17 protein-coding genes are annotated in these 17217 nt (G+C 61.4%); 9 read left to right on the top strand and 8 right to left on the bottom strand.

From position 1 onward, the window contains the following. Positions 1-2: 2 nt before the first annotated feature. On the bottom strand, positions 3-1940 hold the full coding sequence (locus tag FHT79_RS18650; RefSeq protein WP_047619101.1) for an ABC transporter substrate-binding protein: 1938 nt from the start codon (positions 1938-1940) through the stop codon (positions 3-5). Positions 1941-2254: 314 nt separating this feature from the next. On the opposite strand from FHT79_RS18650, the gene FHT79_RS18645 reads away from it, so the two are divergent. The 9 genes from FHT79_RS18645 to FHT79_RS18605 all read left to right on the top strand — a co-directional run bounded on the left by FHT79_RS18645 (position 2255) and on the right by FHT79_RS18605 (position 10997). After that, positions 2255-2968, top strand: a complete 714-nt coding sequence (locus tag FHT79_RS18645; RefSeq protein WP_183903904.1) for a FadR/GntR family transcriptional regulator — start codon at positions 2255-2257, stop codon at positions 2966-2968. 21 nt (positions 2969-2989) lie between these two features. Beyond that, on the top strand, positions 2990-3820 hold the full coding sequence (locus FHT79_RS18640) for an NAD(P)-dependent oxidoreductase (protein WP_183903903.1): 831 nt from the start codon (positions 2990-2992) through the stop codon (positions 3818-3820). Then, positions 3817-4692 (top strand): SMP-30/gluconolactonase/LRE family protein, encoded by an 876-nt coding sequence (locus FHT79_RS18635; RefSeq protein ID WP_183903902.1) that lies wholly within the window; start codon positions 3817-3819, stop codon positions 4690-4692. Before FHT79_RS18640 ends, FHT79_RS18635 begins: the two co-directional genes overlap by 4 nt. Positions 4693-4752: 60 nt before the next feature. After that, positions 4753-5706 (top strand): dihydrodipicolinate synthase family protein, encoded by a 954-nt coding sequence (locus FHT79_RS18630; protein WP_047619110.1) that lies wholly within the window; start codon positions 4753-4755, stop codon positions 5704-5706. A 67-nt stretch (positions 5707-5773) separates the two neighbouring features. Continuing rightward, positions 5774-7360 (top strand): ABC transporter substrate-binding protein, encoded by a 1587-nt coding sequence (locus tag FHT79_RS18625; RefSeq protein WP_047619113.1) that lies wholly within the window; start codon positions 5774-5776, stop codon positions 7358-7360. A 5-nt stretch (positions 7361-7365) separates the two neighbouring features. After that, complete coding sequence (locus FHT79_RS18620; RefSeq protein WP_183903901.1) at positions 7366-8463, top strand: ABC transporter permease; 1098 nt, start codon at positions 7366-7368, stop codon at positions 8461-8463. 4 nt (positions 8464-8467) lie between these two features. After that, entirely contained in the window at positions 8468-9403 is a 936-nt protein-coding gene (locus tag FHT79_RS18615; protein WP_063473735.1) for an ABC transporter permease, read from the top strand. Next, complete coding sequence (locus tag FHT79_RS18610) at positions 9400-10257, top strand: ABC transporter ATP-binding protein (protein WP_047619122.1); 858 nt, start codon at positions 9400-9402, stop codon at positions 10255-10257. The genes FHT79_RS18615 and FHT79_RS18610 overlap by 4 nt, the downstream gene beginning before the upstream one ends. Then, a complete protein-coding gene (locus FHT79_RS18605) occupies positions 10254-10997 on the top strand; it encodes an ABC transporter ATP-binding protein (RefSeq protein WP_183903900.1) in 744 nt (247 codons plus the stop codon). Before FHT79_RS18610 ends, FHT79_RS18605 begins: the two co-directional genes overlap by 4 nt. Positions 10998-11087: 90 nt before the next feature. On the opposite strand, the gene FHT79_RS18600 is transcribed toward FHT79_RS18605, so the two are convergent. From FHT79_RS18600 to FHT79_RS18570, 7 genes are all read right to left on the bottom strand, one after another. Beyond that, positions 11088-11534 (bottom strand): GNAT family N-acetyltransferase, encoded by a 447-nt coding sequence (locus FHT79_RS18600; RefSeq protein WP_063473738.1) that lies wholly within the window; start codon positions 11532-11534, stop codon positions 11088-11090. A 162-nt stretch (positions 11535-11696) separates the two neighbouring features. Continuing rightward, a complete protein-coding gene (locus FHT79_RS18595; protein ID WP_063473739.1) occupies positions 11697-12791 on the bottom strand; it encodes a hypothetical protein in 1095 nt (364 codons plus the stop codon). A 281-nt stretch (positions 12792-13072) separates the two neighbouring features. Then, the gene (locus FHT79_RS18590) at positions 13073-14014 is read right to left on the bottom strand and encodes an ABC transporter ATP-binding protein (RefSeq protein WP_063473740.1); all 942 of its coding nucleotides are present in this window, start codon (positions 14012-14014) and stop codon (positions 13073-13075) included. A gap of 22 nt (positions 14015-14036) precedes the next feature. Beyond that, positions 14037-14672 (bottom strand): ABC transporter permease, encoded by a 636-nt coding sequence (locus tag FHT79_RS18585; RefSeq protein ID WP_047619135.1) that lies wholly within the window; start codon positions 14670-14672, stop codon positions 14037-14039. Continuing rightward, positions 14669-15301: an ABC transporter permease gene (locus tag FHT79_RS18580; protein WP_183903899.1), complete on the bottom strand. Its 633-nt coding sequence runs from the start codon at positions 15299-15301 to the stop codon at positions 14669-14671. Before FHT79_RS18580 ends, FHT79_RS18585 begins: the two co-directional genes overlap by 4 nt. Before the next feature lie 37 nt (positions 15302-15338). Further along, positions 15339-16157, bottom strand: coding sequence for a PhnD/SsuA/transferrin family substrate-binding protein (locus tag FHT79_RS18575; protein WP_063473742.1), 819 nt, complete (start codon positions 16155-16157; stop codon positions 15339-15341). A gap of 5 nt (positions 16158-16162) precedes the next feature. Continuing rightward, on the bottom strand, positions 16163-17167 hold the full coding sequence (locus FHT79_RS18570; RefSeq protein WP_063473743.1) for an ornithine cyclodeaminase family protein: 1005 nt from the start codon (positions 17165-17167) through the stop codon (positions 16163-16165). Between the last annotated feature and the right edge of the window lie 50 nt (positions 17168-17217).

The following is a 17217-nucleotide window of genomic DNA, read 5'->3' as shown; positions in this document are numbered from 1 at the left end:
AATCAGCTCGTGAAGGTGAATTGCTGCGGCATCGCGGGCCCCGGATTAGGCCAGGACCAGCTATCCGGTTCCTTCTCGGGAACATTGCGCAGATTGTTGCGGATGATGCCGAAGCCGCCGACGGCAAGGCAAAGGCCGACCGTCTCGAACTCCTCGGCCGCGATATCGAAGATCTGCTTCATGATCGCGCCGCGCTTGTCGAGATCGGCCGTCGAACGCGCTTCATCGAAGAGCTTCATGCGCTTCTTCTGGCTTTCCGGCGGCTCTTCGCCGCGGGCACCGTTGGAGGTGTACCAAAGCGTCCACGGAATGGCGTAACGCGACCCTTGAGGATGGAAGGCGAAGAAATCGCGCGGATCGAGCATCGGATCGAGACCGCCAGGACCCGGCCACACCGCCGCATCATGGGCGTTGTCGTCGCCGCGAGTGTAATAGAGCGCTCGCTCGATCGTGTTGACCTTCATGTCTATACCGATCTGAGCCCAATGCGTCTTGACCAATTCCAGGGCATCGACGAGGTCGGGATAGAGCGTCGGAATGACGTCGATCGAGAAGAACACTTTCTGGCCGTCGGGCCGCAGCCGGAAACCGTCGCTGCCCTTCTTGTAGCCGGCTTCATCGAGCATTGCGCCCGCCTTGTCGACATCATATTCGGTGAACTGGCGCGCGTATTTCTCGTTATACCAGGGATGGGTCGGACGCGGTCCGGCCTGGTAGGGTTCGCTCTGTCCGAAATAGACGATGTCGATGAGTTCCGGGCGATTGATGCCGATCGAGAGCGCTTGCCGGAACGCCTTATCCGCAAACATCTTGCGCATGGCAGGATCTTTGTGGGTGATGTTGAAGTAGATCTGGCACTGTTGCGAGGCCGAAGGCACCAGCGTCAGCAGACGATAATCGCCTTTCTCCATGTTCTGGGACAGCGTCGGCTTGTTGGCCAGAACGCTGATATGGCGTTCCTGGATATCGATCTTTCCGGAGATGACGTTCAGCATCAGCGATTCGACGTCCTGCGAGATGCCGAAGTTGATTTCATCGATGTAGGGAAGCTGGTTGCCCTCGGTATCGACCTGCCAGAAATAGGGATTGCGTGTCATGACGACGCGCGTGGCACCCCCGGCATAGGGCTCCTTGACCACCCACGGATCGAGCGTCGGCTTGTCGACATTGCCCCACCGCGACGGGATCTCGATATCGCCGCAACGGCTGCGGAACAGCTCCGTCCAGCTGGTGACGCCGGCCTTCTTCGCATCGGCCTCGATATTGGGATTGTATTTCGGCAGGAACTGGCTGCAGTAATGCTTCGGGAACAATGTCGGATGCTGACCGAGCGGCGTGGCGAGGTTTTCGAGATAAAGCGCGTTGGCCGCCGCAAAGGTGAACTTCACCGTATAATCGTCGATCTTCTCGACCGTGACCGGCTTGCCGGCGACCGCAAGCTGCGCCGGTGTCGAGCTGTAGAGCTCGGTGTTCTTGACGCAGTCTTCGATCGCAAAAACGACGTCGTCGGCCGTGAAGGGGTGGCCGTCGGACCAGCGAACACCTTCGATCAGATGGAAGGTGAATTGCTTTGCGTCGTCGCTAACTTCCCAGCGTTCGGCAAGGTTCGGCTGCACGGCGGTAAAATCGAGGTTCCAGCGCACAAGGCTCTGGTTGCCGACCATGCGCAGGATGCCGTTATGGTCCGATGAACCGCGAAGGCCGCGCCGCAGCGAGCCGCCATAGGTGCCGACTTTCTCGTACGGCGTCACCACCATCGGCTTTTTCGGCAGGCGCTCGGCAAGCGGCGGCAGTTTTCCGTCTTTGACGAGCTGCGCAAGTGCCGGCGCTTCGCCGCCTGCGGCGAAAGCGCGGCCGGCGATGGACAGCGCTGCGACGCCAGCCATGCCACCAAGCACGGCGCGGCGTGTGACACCACGCGACAGAATTTCATTGGGCATCGAGTTCCTCCCTTTTTGCGCCGGCACAGCTTTTGCACCGGCTGATGCGGCGGGCTCCCGACCCGCCGCTTGCGCCCTCCTCGGCGCTGGGACCGAACCATAGACACGTTCTCAAATGATTACAAGAGTTGACAGATATTTACAAATTCGATAGCGATGCAGCCAGACACCGCAGGCGTCACGCCTCTGAAAATACTGTCGCCAGACCAAAAACAGCGGCAGATCTGTCAGATTCTGTAGGCCACACAGAAGACCTCACGATCGGCGACAGGGAGTACGTGGGGCGCCGCGTGGCTTGAGAGAAAAGGACCATAATGACTTTCGCAGTCGACGCCGTTTCCAACAGATGCGCAACGCGCTTCAGCGACATCATCTACGAGAAGATCGTGGGGATGATCGCCGACGGCAACTTTCCGGTGAACGAACGACTGCCGTCGGAAACGAAGCTCGCCGCGGATTTCGGCGCCTCGAGGCCCGTCGTGCGTGAGGCGCTCGAACGTTTAAGAGCCGATGGCCTGGTCGTTTCGCGCAAGGGATCCGGTTCCTATGTTCGGCAAAGGCCGGATTCGTCGATGCTGAAAATGGTGCCGGTCGGCTCGCTCGCCGATGTCCAGCGCTTTTTCGAATTCCGCGCCGGCCTCGAAGCGGAGGCTGCGGAGCTTGCCGCACGAAACTGGCAGCCGGATGACAGGGAGCGGATAACGGCAGCGCTTCTTGCGATCGAGCAATGCCTTCGCAACGGGGAGCTTGGCGCCGAGGAAGACCAGGCACTGCATGATGCCATCGCCATGGCGACCGGCAACCAGTTCCACATCACCGTTCGTGAATGGTTCAGGCCGCATTTCGCCATCGGGCATTCCGTGACGCGAAGCCTGAGCTTGAAACGAACGCTGGAGCAGATTCGCAGCGTCCAGGATGAGCATGCGGTGATCGTGGAGGCGATCTTCGCGCGGCGGGAAACCGACGCTCACGATGCGATGAAGAGACACATACTGAATGCTCGCGCCCGCATGTTCCAGGGCGTTTGAGCGAGAATGGGAGGAAGAACGATGAAACGGGTCGCTGTGACGGGTGCCGCCGGACGTGTCGGAACGCTGCTGCGCCCGCTGCTTCGCTCGCATGTCGAGCATCTGCGCCTGATCGATCTCCAGGAGCCCGCCGGGCTTGGCGAAAACGAGCATTTCGTGAAGGCCGATCTCGCCAATGTCGATGAGGCCACCGCTGCGCTTGAAGATATCGACGGCATTGTCCATCTGGCGGGCATTGCAAGCGGCATCGATATGAACGCCATCCTGCAGGCCAATGTGCTGGGAACCTACAATCTCTACGAAGCGGCGCGGATCAACAAAATTCCCAGGGTCGTCTATGCCTCGAGCAATCATGCCACCGGCTTTTATCCGCGCGGCCAGCTCGTCTCGCCGCTCGATCCGATGCGCCCGGACAGCCCTTATGGGCTTTCCAAATGCTGGGGCGAACTGGTGGCGGGGCTTTACTACGACACATCGGGCATCCGCTCCCTTTCCATTCGCATCGGCAATGCCGGCACCTATCCCAATAGCGAGCGATCCATCGCGATCTGGATCAGCGCACGAGACCTGGCGCAATTGGTCAGGATCGGCCTGTCGCACCCGTCGATCGCCGCAACGGTGGTCTATGGCGTTTCTGACACCGACGAGAAATGGTGGGACAACGAACTGGCAGCGAGGCTCGGCTACCAGCCACAGGACCGGCCGCGCGACCACGCCCGCATCGAGCAGGGATCCGAAGGGCCGGTAGCGCTTGCGTTCCAGGGTGGCGGCTTCTGTGAGATCAATCACGACGGCACCATCCGCATGCGGGACGCCGATGGCTTGACCGAGAGCCTGGAGATGGTTCCATGACGGCACCGCGCATCATCCGCCCGGGCATTCGTTCCGTGATCCAGCAACCGCTGACGGTCGGAGAATCCCCGGTATGGGACGAGAAGACTGGCACGCTGTGGCTCGTCGATATCCTGGCGCCGGCAGTTGTCCGCATCTCCGCGCAAGGGAAGGTCGACCGCTTCGACATGCCGGCTCCGGTCGGCAGCCTCGGGCTCTGCCGTGACAACAGGATCGTCGTGGGCCTCCAGACAGGCGTCCACCTCTTCGAACCCGCCTCGGGCGATCTCGAGTTCCTATGCGATCCGGTCGGGCGCCACATCAATGGCCGCCTCAACGATGGCAAGGTCGGTCCCGACCGACACTTCTGGGTCGGCTCGATCAGCGAAGCCAAGCCGCAAGTAAACGACGCCGCTCTTTTCCGGGTCGGCGCCGACGGCAGCGCGCGGACGGTGGCAACGGGACTGACGAGCTCCAACGGTCTTGCCTGGTCGCCGGATGGCCGGCGGATGTATCACTCCGACAGCCGGCAATGTTTCCTGCAGGCATTCGATTTCCATCCGGCGACGGGCGAAATCGGCGAAGGACGCCGGCTTCGCAGCTTCACGGAAGACGACGGGCGGCCGGACGGAGCGGCCATCGATCGTGACGGCTTTTACTGGAGCGCCGGCGTATCCGCCGGTCGCCTCAACCGGATATCGCCCGACGGCGAAATCGTCGAGATCTACATTCTGCCGGTCGCCGCACCGACCATGCCGTGTTTCGGAGGGCCGGATTTGCGCACCCTCTACGTCACGAGCCTGTCGACCGACCGCACCGGACGCTTCGAGGCGGGAACGGTCATCGCCTTCGACGTGAACGCAGAGGGCTTGGCGCCCTTCCGTTTCGGATGACAGCGTGCCGATCACCCGTCGGGTGACGGCGGATTGATGGAAAGCCAAGGGGGAAGAAAGATGAGCATCGCAATCATGCGCAAGGCGCTCACAGGCGTATCGGGTGTTCCCGTCACGGCCTATGACGGCAGCGGCGAAGTCGACCCCCGGATCACGGCGAAGGTCTATGAGCGGGTGGCGGCAGCAGGCATCCACAACATCGTTGCCGCCGGCAATACCGGGGAATTTTATGCGTTGACGCCTGAGGAGATCAGGATCGTCCACGAGGCGGCGGTGTCAGGTGTCGACGGCAAGGCGCCGGTGACGGCGGCGATCGGCCGGTCGCTGCGCGAGGCGGTCGGCATGGCAAAGGATGCGGCCCGCATCGGCGCCTCCGCCGTGATGTCGCATCAGCCCGTCGATCCTTTTGCGGCCCCTTCGGCCCAGATCGATTATTTCTGCAATCTTGCGGATGCTTCCGCCCTGCCGCTGGTCGCTTATGTCAGGGCCGAGGGTTTCAGCGTCGCAGAGATCGTTCGGCTCGCAAATCACGGCAATATTGCCGGTATCAAGTTTGCGACGACCGATCTGATGCTGCTGTCGCGAGCGATCCCGGCGGCCGACCCGGCCGGTGCACTGTTCGTCTGCGGCCTGGCGGAGAGCTGGGCGCCGACATTCACCGCAGCCGGTGCGCGCGGCTTCACCTCCGGTCTCGTCAATGTCGCACCGAAGCTCTCGCTTGCCGTCCACGATGCGCTTGAAAATGGCGATTTCGCCGCGGCACGAGCGATCGTCAACAAGCTCGAACCATTCGAGCGGATGCGGACCAAATTCCGCAACGGCGCCAACGTGACCGTCGTGAAAGAGGCGGTCAGCTATTCCGGTCTCGATGTCGGCCCGGTGCGTGTGCCGGGCTTGCCGCTGCTCGACCAGCATGACCGCGAGGAACTTCATCGGCTGCTTCGAAGCTGGGAGGCCGAGGGCAATGTTCAAACGGATCCGAACCGGCAGGAGACTTCAAAGGCCGCCGTCTGAGGCCGACATTATTTCCGCAAGCAACAGGTGCCGGCATGGCCGCGCCACAGGATTGGGAGGTCTTGAGATGCTGAAACAGCTACTGACAACGATCGCGATAACGGGCGCCCTGACGGCGGCACAGCCGAGCTGGGCTGCATCGCCGCCAAACATGCTGGTCATCGGCACGAATCTCACCGGCATAAGAACGCTCGATCCGGCCCAGAACAATGCCCGCACGGTTTCCGAGCTGATCTCCAATCTCTACGACAACCTCGTGCAACTGTCGCCGGACGATCTAAAAACGCTGAAGCCGATGCTTGCGACGCAATGGAGCGTCTCGGCCGACGGCAAGATCATCACGCTGACATTGCGCGACGACGCGGTCTTCCAGAGCGGCAACAAGGTGACCGCCGACGATGCCGCCTGGTCGATCCAGCGCGTCATCAAGATGGGCCAGGTCGGCTCCACCGATGTCGCGCTCTGGGGCTTCACATCAGACAACGTCGAAAAGCTCGTTCGGGCAAAGGACGAACATACGCTTGAGATCGAGCTGCCGCAGGCCGTGAACACCGATCTGGTGCTCTATTCGCTGGCCGGCTCGTCGATCGGCATCATCGACAAGAAGACGGCACTCTCGCATGAGGCAAACGGCGACTTCGGCGGCGCCTGGCTTTCTGCCAATTCCGCCGGCAGCGGCCCGTTCGCGCTGGCGCAATGGCGGCCGAACGATGTTGCGATCTTCAACGCGCAGCCGAACTACTGGGGCGGCAAGCCGGCCATGGCCCGCGTCGTCGCGCGGCACATCCCAGAATCCGGCAACCTCAGACTGCAGCTCGAAGCCGGAGACGTCGATGTCGGCCAGTATCTGGCAAGCGGCGACCTCGATGCCCTGTCCAACAACAAGGACGTGGTGATCGAGAGCGTTCCGGGTCTGGGCTTCTATTACATCGCCCTCAACCAAAAAGACCCGGATCTGCAGAAGCCGAAGGTTCGCGAGGCCTTCCAGCATGCTTTCGACTGGAAGGCGATCTCCGGCAACATCATGCGCTATACCGGTTTTCCCTGGCAGTCGATGATCCCGCGCGGCATGATCGGCGCGCCCGAGGAAGCTGCCTCCCACTACGACTATGATCCTGCCAAAGCCAAACAACTGCTGGCGGAAGCCGGCTACCCCAATGGCCTGAAGAAGGTGCTCAATCCATCGGGCGCGGCGACACTGCCCTTCGCCGAAGCGCTGCAGGCGAGCGCCCGTGCTGCCGGCCTCGATCTCGATCTCGTGCCCGGCGAATTCACGCCCGCCTTCCGCGAGCGGAAATACGAGGTGCTGCTCGGCAATTCCGGCGCCCGACTGCCTGACCCTTTCGCTGTCGCCACGCAATATGCCTATAATCCCGACAATAGCGACGAGGCGCGTCTCGGCAGCTATTATCTCTGGCGCGCCGGCATGAAAGTGGACGAGCTCAACACACTCGTCGACCAATCGATGAAGGAGCGCGATACGGGCAAGCGCACTGACATCTTCAAGAAGATGGACGGCATCTATGCCGGCATGGCCTCGCCGCTCGTCATCTTCTTCCAGCGAACCGACCCCTATGTCACGCGCGCCAACGTCAAGAACTATCACGGGCACACAACCTGGTCGACGCGCTGGCACGACGTGACCAAGGAGTAGAACGCGTGGCGAGCGCCGATCTGACATCGAAGCGGGAGAGCGGCACCCGTTCTGCGGAGGGCGGGTTCGCCGATGCGGCCCCGCACCCTCTGGTGAACCTGTTGCGGCGCTTGGCAGGGCGGGTCGTGGCTGTGGTGACGACGCTGCTCGGCCTTCTCTTCCTGACCTTTTCGATGGGCCGTCTGCTGCCTGCCGACCCGGTGCTCGCCATCACCGGGGCGGAGGTCAGCAAGGAGGTTTATGATCGCGTCTATCATGAGCTGGGGCTCGGGCAACCCGTCTGGATGCAGTTCCTCGCCTATGTCGGGAAGATCGCGACAGGCGATCTCGGCACCTCGGCGACGACCGGCCAGCCGATCCTCACCGACCTCATGACGATCTTTCCCGCCACCATCGAGCTTGCGGTCATCGCCATGATCATCGGCGTCATCATCGGCGTTCCCCTGGGGATCACGGCTGCCGTCAGACGCGGAACTGTCATCGACCACGTCGCCCGCATCGTCGCCCTTGCCGGCCATTCCATTCCGATCTTCTGGACCGGGCTGATGGCGCTCTTCATCTTCTACGCCAAGCTCAAGCTCGTCGGCGCATCCGGCCGCATCGACGTCTTCTACGAAGGCCTCGTCACGCCCATGACCGGCTTTCTCCTGATCGACGCAGCGCTGCAGCAGCAATGGGACGTGTTTCACAACGCTCTCGGCCACATCATCCTGCCGGCGGCGATCCTCGGCTATTATTCCGTCGCCTATATCAGCCGCATGTCGCGCAGCTTCATGCTGGAGCAGCTCAGCCAGGAATACATCATCACTGCGCGGGCAAAGGGGCTCGGCACCCGCAAGGTTGTCTGGCGCCATGCCTTCAAGAACATCCGCGTGCAGCTTTTGACGATCATGGCGCTGACCTTCGGCGGGCTGCTCGAAGGGGCGGTGCTGATCGAAACGGTTTTCGGATGGCCGGGGCTCGGCCAGTACCTGACCCGAGGGCTGCAGATGAACGACATGAATGTCGTCATGGGCTCCGTGCTGACGATCGGCGCCGTCTTCCTGACGATCAATATCCTGTCGGACTTCCTCTATCGCATTCTTGATCCGAGGACACGGTGACGCCATGACGATTTCCTCTGAGCACGCAGACAGCGTTGACACCGGCGGCTTTCGCAAATGGCTGCTCGCGCCGGAGCCTCGAGGCTGGTTTCAATCGTCCGCGCAGCAAATCCATCAGGGCTGGCTGAAATTCAGCCTGCACCCGCTTGGCCTCGCCGGACTCGCCATCATCGTGCTGCTGATCGTGGTGGCGACGGCCGCCCCCCTGCTGACGAGCTACGATCCGATCGTCCAGGACATGGCCGGGCGGCTTGCCGCGCCATCGGCAAGCCATTGGCTCGGCACCGACAATTTCGGCCGCGACGTGTTCTCCCGGGTGATCTATGGCGCCCGCACGACGCTCTACATCATCATGCTCGTCACGATCATCGTCGCCCCGCTCGGCCTGCTGATCGGCACCGTCTCAGGTTATTTCGGCGGCATCATCGATGAAATCCTGATGCGCGTCACCGACATCTTCCTGTCTTTCCCCGGGCTGGTGCTGGCGCTCGGTTTTGCCGCAGCGCTCGGACCGGGCATCACCAACGCAATCATCGCAATTTCGCTGACGGCCTGGCCGCCGATCGCGCGCCTCGCGCGGGCCGAAACGCTCAGCCTTCGCAAGGCGGACTATATCGCCGCCGTGCGCCTGCAGGGCGCGAGCTCAATCGCAATCATCACCCGCCACATCCTGCCGATGTGCATTCCCTCGGTGATCGTCCGTGTCACCCTCAATATGGCCGGCATCATCATCACCGCCGCTGGTCTCGGCTTCCTAGGCCTCGGTGCCCAGCCGCCATGGCCGGAATGGGGCTCGATGGCCGCGAGCGGCCGTGAGTTCATGCTCGACAGCCCCTGGGTCATCGCCGCACCCGGCATTGCCATTGCGCTGGTCAGCCTCGCCTTCAACCTCGTCGGCGATGCGCTCCGCGATGTGCTTGATCCCCGAGGTTCAGAATGACCGAGCCCTTGATCGATATTCGAAACCTCGAAATCGCCTTCGGCGGTGGACAGGTGCGGGCCGTGCGCGGCGTCAGCTTCGCGCTCGGACAGGAAAAACTCGGGATCGTCGGTGAATCCGGATCGGGAAAATCCACCGTCGGCCGCGCGATCATGAAGCTCTTACCGCCGACGGCGATCGTCAATGCCGAGCGGATGCGCTTTCGCGACGTGGATCTGCTCAAGGCAAACGAGAAAACGATGATGACGATCAGGGGGCGGCGGATCGGGCTCATCCTGCAGGACCCGAAATATTCGCTCAATCCTGTCATGCGGATCGGCGAACAGATCGCCGAAACCTATCGTTTCCATCATCCCAAGGCGAGCACCAAGCAGACCTCCCGCCAAGCGCTCGATATGCTCGAAGCCGTCCAGATTCGCGATCCCGAGCGCGTGGCCCGCCTTTATCCGCACGAAATCTCCGGCGGGATGGGCCAGCGCGCGATGATCGCCATGATGCTGATCGCCGAACCCGAAGTGCTGATCGCCGACGAGCCGACGTCGGCCCTCGACGTGACGGTAAGGCTCGAAATCCTGGCGCTGCTCGACGAGCTCGTGCTACGCCGCAATCTCGGCCTGATCTTCATCAGTCACGACCTCAATCTGATCAGGAATTTCTGCGATCGCGTCCTCATCATGTATGCGGGGCGGGTCGTCGAAGTGCTCGAGGCGCGCGATCTCGACAAGGCCAGACACCCCTATACGCAAGGGCTGCTCGCATCCCTGCCGACGATCGAGAATCCCCCTGCCCGGCTGCCGATCCTCAAGCGCGATCCGGCCTGGCTCGACGAACCCGTATTGGAGGCGCCGCGGTGATCAAGATCGAGAATCTCACGATCCGTTTCGGGCATGGCCAGCGACCCGTCGTCAGAGACATCAGCCTCGCCATCGCGAGCGGCACGGCCTTCGGCCTGGTCGGCGAGTCCGGCTGCGGAAAATCCACCGTGCTGAGGGCGCTCTCCGGCCTCAACGCCAATTATGACGGCCGGATCTCGCTCCAGGGCGAGACGCTGGACCGGCAGCGCAGCCGGCCGTTCTTCCGCCGGGTGCAGATGGTGTTCCAGGATCCCTATGGATCGCTCCATCCCCGCAAGACCATCCGCTCGCAACTGAAAGAGCCGCTGCGCAACCAGGGACTGGATACGAATTCCGTCGACGTAAATGCCGTCCTGAGATCGGTCGGCCTCGATCCGGCGCTGAGCTACCGATTTCCGCACCAGCTGTCCGGCGGGCAGCGGCAGCGTGTGGCGATCGCCCGCGCCCTGATGCTGGACCCGGATGTTCTGCTTCTCGACGAACCGACATCTGCGCTCGACGTGTCGGTTCAGGCCGAAATCCTCAATCTCCTTCAGGATTTGCGTCGGGAACGCGGCCTCACCTATCTGCTCGTCAGCCATGATCTCGCCGTCGTCTCCCATATGTGCAGCCGCGTCGCCATTATGGAAGCCGGCGAGATCGTCGAACAGGTCGATATCGCAGCCCTGCGCAGAGGCGCGGTCGAGCATCCCTATTCGCAACGCCTGCTGCGGGCGAGCCAGATGTATGGAAAGGCGTAAATTCTCGATCGATGCGCGGCGGCTCGACGTCGTCGCAGGCCCGCCATCCTCAGGATCGTCAATGGCGGATCAGAGACTCCCAATCCAGCACTATCCGCTCGATCTGGAGTACAGGCCAAGCTCGTCTCTCATAGCAAATCCGCAACGCTGATAGAACTCCGACAGCGCCCCACCTCGCTGCGAGATCAGCCAGACGCTATTACACCCTTCAGCTTTGGCTGTTTCAAACATTGCAGAAAGCAGAGCAGTGCCTATTCCCTTACCCTGTGCGTCGGGTTGCACTGAAAGCTCGTCCAAGTAAATCACCGGGCCGGTGTGGCGCCGCTGTCGTACGCCCAGCGCAATCCCGAGCACCTTGCCTTCATCAACCGCCGCCAGCGCAACCGATCTAGGGGTTTCAAGCACATAGGTCACATTTTCCGCAGCCGCCTCAAGGGACCAGCTCTCGTTCCACGGCGGCAGGGCATAGGCTCTTACCAATACGTCGGCCGCGCCGCTGACGTGTTTTTCAACCAGACGTTCGATCCGAAATGACATGAACTTGTCTCACGCTACGTGAGGTGACATTTGCCGAGCGCGGTTGGTTTCGCAATGGTGTGTTGCCTGCATCCGCAGATTTTTTCCGAGCTTATCCCCAAAATGGCTAGGCGCCAGGCAGGCCGAGCCAGTCCTCCCGGCTGAGCCCGCCATTGAAAGTCCCTATTTCCAACTTGTGTAATCGTCAGCGACGCAACCAAACGGCGCACGATCCTGATCGAACCGCTTCTTGAGCTGCTGGCATCCCCACTCGTTCAACGGCGCCGGCATGAGATTGTTGATATCCATGCCAGGCGATTGAAATTGTGTCGTGGAGCTCGTGACGTACCAAAGCCAGAAGCCGACCACACCGACGACGATCAGGAGCAACACACCGAAGAAAATCTGCAGCCGCTTCCAGATCGATACCGCCTTTTTGGGCTCTTCGACCAAGACCGTCGCATTCCGATCGCCTTCTTGCTGAGACGCAAGAGATGCAAGAGCGGCGGCACGCTCATCATTCGTAAGCTCGACGCGCTGCAGACGATCGTCCAGAAGCACCGGAAGAGCAGTATTGCCGTGCCTGACAGCCAGTCCGATCGCTTTGCCCTTGGCTTCACCGACGATGAGCGGCTCTTCTCCATTCTTCATGCGCGTGTAAGCCGATCGCCCCGTTTTGTCGGCGGCGATCTTGTCATTATAGGTGATGGAAAGGACGCCGCGTTTGCGGTCGAATGCGGTCACCTCGACCGGGACAGGGGTCAGCATGGCAGGCCGGCGCAGTTGGCCCTTGACCCGCCAAATGCGGATACCGAGAAAAATCATACCCAGGCTCATGCCGCCAAGCAGGATGACAAACACAGTCAGCGTGATGATCCGGTTCCAGAGCATATCCAGACCGAGGCTCATCGTCGCGAGTTCCGGATGATCGGCTGAGATCACAAGGCCAGTTTCATAGTCGCCGGTATGGAAATCGACGAACATGACCTCGACCTCGGTGTCGTAGTCCCGTCCGCCGTAATTGTAGACAAGGCGTGCTTCGCAATCCGTGAAGATGGCTTTGCGCGTCGTGCATCGCCCGTTTTGCACATCGCCGTTTTCGAGCACCAAGGGGTTCTGGCTGATCTGGAAATCGCGGATCACGCCTGGCGCTGCCGAAACGAAGAGAAAGATAGCCAGTGCCAGGATGATAGGCGTTGACCAGAAGTAAGCATTTGGCGTGGAGATGACGTTGCGCGCCAACGAAAGCGGGCGACTAGGAAGAACAAGCGAAGACAATGGCGTCGACCCCTTATGTGACAGCGCAGCGCGCTGGTAAAGCTTCAGACAGCCGATGATGAATGAGCGGCGTTGACGCCATTGCGACCGGCTTCACACAATCCCATTGTGTGATACCGATCTACAGCCTGAGGCGGGCGATCGGCAATCCCTTTCAGCGCGCGTGGGTAGCATTGGCATGTTGATCCCTTCGCGCACCGCGAGCGAGTCGGTGAGTTGCGCTCCAATATCGATGGTTCGTGTCCTCGGCGCTGCGCTCGCATCTGCTTAGCAGGTGAGCTCTACAGCCGATTGGCGCGCAACAAGGTGTCTCGCGACAGATATCCCGCAAGCGTCCCATCGGCTGACCTGACATGCAGGCCCGGCATCTCACCGGAGAGGATGAGCGCCAAGGCATCGTGAACCGTGGCGTCAGCGGCGATCTCGGCATCGCCGTTGGACGGTTCCGGCGCGGTCATGATCGTCGATACGGCAATCAAGCTGAGCCTCTTTATGGCTCGGTCGGGGCCGAGGAAACTCTCGACGAATTCGTTGACGGGACGCGCAAGGATTTCCTGCGGGCTATCATATTGAAGGAGGCGGCCATCCCGCATGATCGCAATGCGATCGCCCATCTTGATAGCCTCATCGAGGTCATGCGTGACGATGACGACGGTTTTCTTCACCTTCCTCAAAATATCGCGGAATTCGTCCTGAAGCCGGACGCGGGTGATCGGATCGATCGCGCCGAACGGTTCGTCCATCAGCATGATTGCGGGGTCGGCTGCGAGTGCACGCGCGAAACCGACGCGCTGGCGCTGCCCGCCTGACAATTCATGCGGCAGACGCTGCCGCATGATGGCCGGATCAAGACCGACGAGATCCAGGAGTTCGTCGACGCGGCGATTGCTGCGCGCCTTTTCCCAGCCGAGAAGCCGCGGGACGGTCGCGACATTGCGTGCGATCGACATATGCGGAAACAGACCGACCTGCTGGATGACATAGCCGATGCTGCGGCGCAGCTCCTTCTGGTCGACCCGGGCGATATCCCTGCCGTCGACCAGCACACGTCCCGTCGTCGGGGTCTCCAACTGATTGATCATCCGCATGGTCGTGGTTTTGCCGCAGCCCGAAGGACCGATCAGGGCAACCGTCGTACCAGTCTCGATCAGGAGATCGAGGTTGTCGACCGCATGCTGGCCGCTTCCGTCGTAGTTCTTGGTAACATGATCGAGATGAATCATCCTGATATCCGCTTTCGGCCGCTCAGCGCCGTTGAGTGAAGAGGCGCTCCAGGGCGCCGAAGGCCAATTCCGCAAAGATTGCGAGCAGGGCAATCGGCACCGCTCCGACAAGAAGGCGCGGCATGTTCATGATCGCAATGCCGGCATTGATGAAATCGCCAAGCCCGCCGCCGCCGATGAAAGAGGCCAGCGCCGCCCCGCCGATGACCTGGATGGCGCTCGTCCTGACGCCCGACAGAATCGCGGGAACGGCCAGGGGAAGTTCGATCTCCCACAGCATCTGTCCGGCGCTCATGCCCATTCCATCCGCCGCATCGATCACCGAGGCGTCGATCTCGCGGATGCCAATGATCGTGTTCAACAATAGCGGCGGCACGGCCAGGACGATGAGGGCGATCACCGACGGCAGCAATCCGATGCCGAGAAAAGGCATCGTCGCCGACAGGATCGCCAGGCTCGGGATGGAGCGCAAGGCGCCGGCTATATTGACCACCGCAAAGGCGGCGCGTGGTGCCCGTGCGACGACAAATCCGAGCGGCACGGCGATGACGAAGGCGATGCCGAGCGAGAGGGCGCACATCAGAAGATGGCGATTGAACGCGTTGAAGAAGGTGCCGGAATTGTTGAAGATCCAGCTGAATGCATCGATCACGATCATGCCGGCTTCCCCCCGCTGCGCCGGCGCAGCAGCCTTTCGAAGGAGGCAAAACAGCAGTCGGCAAAGAGCGCCAGACATGACGTCAGCAGCCCGCCGGCGATGATCTTTTCGGGAAAGCGCTGGTCGATGCCTTCGAAAATGATGACGCCGAGCCCGCCGGCATTGATATAGGCGGCAACGGTGGCGATGCCGATGACCGTCACCATGGCGATGCGGATGCCGCCGCCGATATAGGGCATGGCCAGCGGCAGTTCTACTTCCCAGATCCGCCGTGCCGTGCCGTAGCCCATGCCATCAGCAGCTTCCAATATGTCACGCGGAATAGCCTGAAATCCCATGCCGATATTGCGGATCAGGATCATCAGCGAGTAGGCGGCAAGACCGGTTATGGCGGGTGCCGCCCCGATGCCCATGATGGGGATCAGAAGCGCAAACAGCGCCAGGCTCGGCACGGCGAACAGGATGCCGGTGAAGATGACGATGGCCGCAAAACTCCGCGGCCGCCTCGCCGCCCATATCCCGACGATCAGCGAGATCACCAGGGCAATGCCGACCGAGGAAAAAACGAGATAGAGGTGCTCCAACAGCGCGTCGAAGAGCCGGTCGAGATGTTTGGGGACCCATTTCATCGTCGAAACCTCCGCATCCGAGCGCTCGTTCGGCTGTCTACCATGTGATCCCCAATCTGCGATCGGCGTCGTCGGCTCTTAGCGGCAGACTATCGTAGGCCGGGGGAACGACCGTCGAAAATCGCCGGAGGCCGAGCCGTTCCAAAACCGCCGCTCCCTCACGCGTTTCATGCAACGTCACGAGGCTTTGCTGTAATGCTGTGGCGATGTCCGCAGGCAAGGTTTGCGCGGCAACCAATAGCGGCGCGGGAAGCGGATCGGTCGTCGCCAGAATACGAAGACCATCGATCGCATCGGTTTCGTGCATCGACAACAATTGGAAGGCGTAAGCATCGATCGCACCCGCATCGATCCTGCCGTCCTTGAGGGCGGCGACGATGCCTGACGGGTTGAGCAGCGGCCCGACCGTCATGCTCTGCTTCACTTTCCCGGCAAACCGGTCGGCAAGAAAAGAACGCGCCGCGTGGTAGCCCGATTGGGAATCGCGCACGGTCCAGCCCCAGCGGGCCACAGCGAGATCCGCTACCTCGTTCACCGCCCCGGTGGAGGCGACGAGAATGTGGCTGGCATAGAGCGGCTGGTCCAAAGACCATGCCTCGCTCGAAACGGGTGCAGCAAGGGCAGTCGGCCTGGCGCCCTCGGGCATACGCGAAAACGGATAGCCGCACATAAAGACCAGCCCCATGTCCGGCCTCGCCCATAGCTCCGACAGCGGCGCCGGTGCTGCATGAGCGATGATCTCGAGCTCAATGCCGGACTGCACGCTGACCAGCGCAAACAACGCATCCCACAGGCCGCGAATGCGCGGACTGAGATTATACATTCTCGAACAGGCGATCGGCTTGGACATCACCATGGCAACTATGCGAACCGCAGCCGCTGGCCGATGTTCATCTCTCTTGCCTTGTCGACCATGGCGGCGCCGAGCGCCACGTCGGTGGTGCTGAGGCCGCGGTGCCAGAACAGGATCGTCTCCTCGTCACTTTCGCGGCCGGGCTTCATGCCGCAGACGATCTGGCCGATTTCGGCATGCAGGTTCTCGGCCGTCACCTTGCGCTCGTCGACGTGACGGCGAAGCGCTCCGAACGGCTTGCCGGGGCCGCATTGTCCCCAATCGTCGACGACGACCTTGTCCATGATGTCGGTGAGATCGAATTCAAGCGCGCTCATCGTGCCATAGGGCACGACGAAGGCGCCCTTCTTCACCCATTCCGTCTTGAACAGCGGCGCCGGTTCCGGCAGGCGGCTCGCCTCGACCATGATGTCGGCGCCCTTGAGGCAATCCTCCCAATTGTCGGTGACGATGATCTTCTTGCCGAGATCCGCCTCAAGACGCTTGGCGAAGGCATCCCGACTTTCCGGCCGGCGCGAATGCACGCGGATTTCCTCGAAGTCGAAGAGATGGTCGAGAAGCCGGACATTCCAGTAAGAGGTTCCGCGCGCACCGATATGGCCGAGAATCTTGCTGTCCTTGCGGGCGAGATATTTTGCGCCAAGAGCGGTGACGGCCCCGGTGCGCATGTCGGTGATATCAGTTGCGTCGATGATGGCCTTCGGCACGCCGGTGTTCGGGTCGAACAGGTTGAGGACCGCAAGCTCCGAAGGCAGATCGACCTTGTAGTTGTCGACGAAGTCGCCGACGACTTTGACGCCGGCATAATTCAGCGCTTTGACGTAGCCGCGAAGCACGTTGAAATGGCCTTTGTCGGAGCTCTCCGGCACAAGATGAACACGCGGCTCGATGACGGTTTCACCCCTGCCCTGCGCATCCAGCGCCTTCGACACCGCATCGAGAATCTCGTCATTCGTCAGCGCCAGCGCCTTGGCATCGAGGGCGTTGAGATAATCGATCCAGATTTCCTGCATTTCCCGCTTCTCCATATTCCTGCCCGGCTGCTGACCGGACGGATTTTCGA

It is taken from the genome of Rhizobium sp. BK212, assembly GCF_014197475.1.
GTDB classification, from domain to species: domain Bacteria; phylum Pseudomonadota; class Alphaproteobacteria; order Rhizobiales; family Rhizobiaceae; genus Rhizobium; species Rhizobium anhuiense.
The sequence above is the reverse complement of the archived record's forward strand: the minus strand, read 5'-3'. Positions and strand labels throughout refer to the sequence as shown.